A 1,406-nucleotide genomic window follows, 5' to 3' on the forward strand; every position below is an offset into this window, starting at 1 on the left:
TACTAAAACTCTACGTCCGTGCCGAGATGACAGCGTGAACTTTGATAGCACAGAAAACGTGTATATCGAAGGCGATAACTTTGAGGTATTGAAGATTTTACAAGAGTCATACCTAGGTAAAATCAAGATGATTTATATTGATCCACCGTACAACACAGGTAAGGATTTTATTTATAAAGATAACTTTACAGCTAAAAAGGCAACTTATGAAGAAGAGCTTGGCACTACAGATGAGGAAGATAACAAGCTGTTTAAAAATACCGATACCAACGGCAGATTTCATTCTGATTGGTTGAGTATGATGTATGAGCGGCTGATTATTGCACGGGATTTACTGAAAGAGGATGGGGTTATCTTTATCAGTATTGCAAACCAAGAAATAGATAATTTAATTAAGGTCTCAAATGAAATATTTGGTGAAGAAAATTTCCTAGGCTTATTAATTTGGAGAAAAAAAGAAGGCGGCGGAATGGCAGATGATTATTTTGCTACTGAACACGAATATATCCTCATCTATCAAAAAACAGGCGCATTTATATGGAATGATGAAATTCTAATAGCAGATGAAAATGATTTTAATAAAGAAGATGCCATCGGAAAATATAATAGAGTTAAATTGGCAAAATGGGGGAATACTGCAAGAAGAGAAGACCGTCCATCAATGTATTATCCAATTATAGATCCTGAAGGGAATGAAAACTTTCCATTTTCCCCTGATGGGTCAGATGGAAGGTGGCGAATTGGGGTGGATCTAATGAATGATTTAATTAAAAATAATTTTATTGAGTTTATTAAAAAAGAAAACGCTTGGATTCCTTATGAGAAAATATACTTTGACCCTTCTAAGGGTAAAGTAAAAAAGCTTAGGAGTATCCTTTATACGATTGGCGGGACAGCTAGAGGAACCAATGAAATTACCAGATTATTCAAAAGAAAGGATATTTTTGACAATCCAAAACCAATAACATTATTTAAAAGCTTTGCGAAATATAATACTTTAAATAAAGACATAATCCTAGACTTCTTCTCAGGCTCCGCCACCACAGCTCACGCAGTCATGCAACTCAATGCGGAAGACAACGGAAACCGAAAATTCATTATGGTGCAGCTCCCCGAAGCAACCGATGAAAAATCCGAAGCCTATAAAGCAGGCTATAAAACTATTGCAGAAATAGGCAAAGAACGCATCCGCCGCGCTGGTACTAAAATAGTCGAAGACAATCAAGATAAAGCAGGGATTGATAAACTGGATATTGGCTTTCGCGTCTATAAGACAGGCTCAAGTAATATGGAAGAAGTCTATTACCACCCTGAACAGCTATCTCAAGATAACTTATTTTCTTTAGCAAGCAATATTAAGGAAGAGCGAACCCCTGATGATTTACTCACCCAAGTTATTTTAGATT

At 36.1% G+C, this 1,406-nt stretch carries 1 protein-coding gene; it reads left to right on the top strand.

The genetic code is table 11. From position 1 onward, the window contains the following. Positions 1 to 34: 34 nt before the first annotated feature. On the top strand, positions 35 to 1,406 hold a 1,372-nt coding region (locus CDZ78_RS19750), incomplete at its 3' end, for a site-specific DNA-methyltransferase (protein ID WP_140414252.1).

Origin of the sequence: Bathymodiolus platifrons methanotrophic gill symbiont, from assembly GCF_002189065.1 — a bacterium.
Lineage (GTDB): Bacteria > Pseudomonadota > Gammaproteobacteria > Methylococcales > Methylomonadaceae > Methyloprofundus.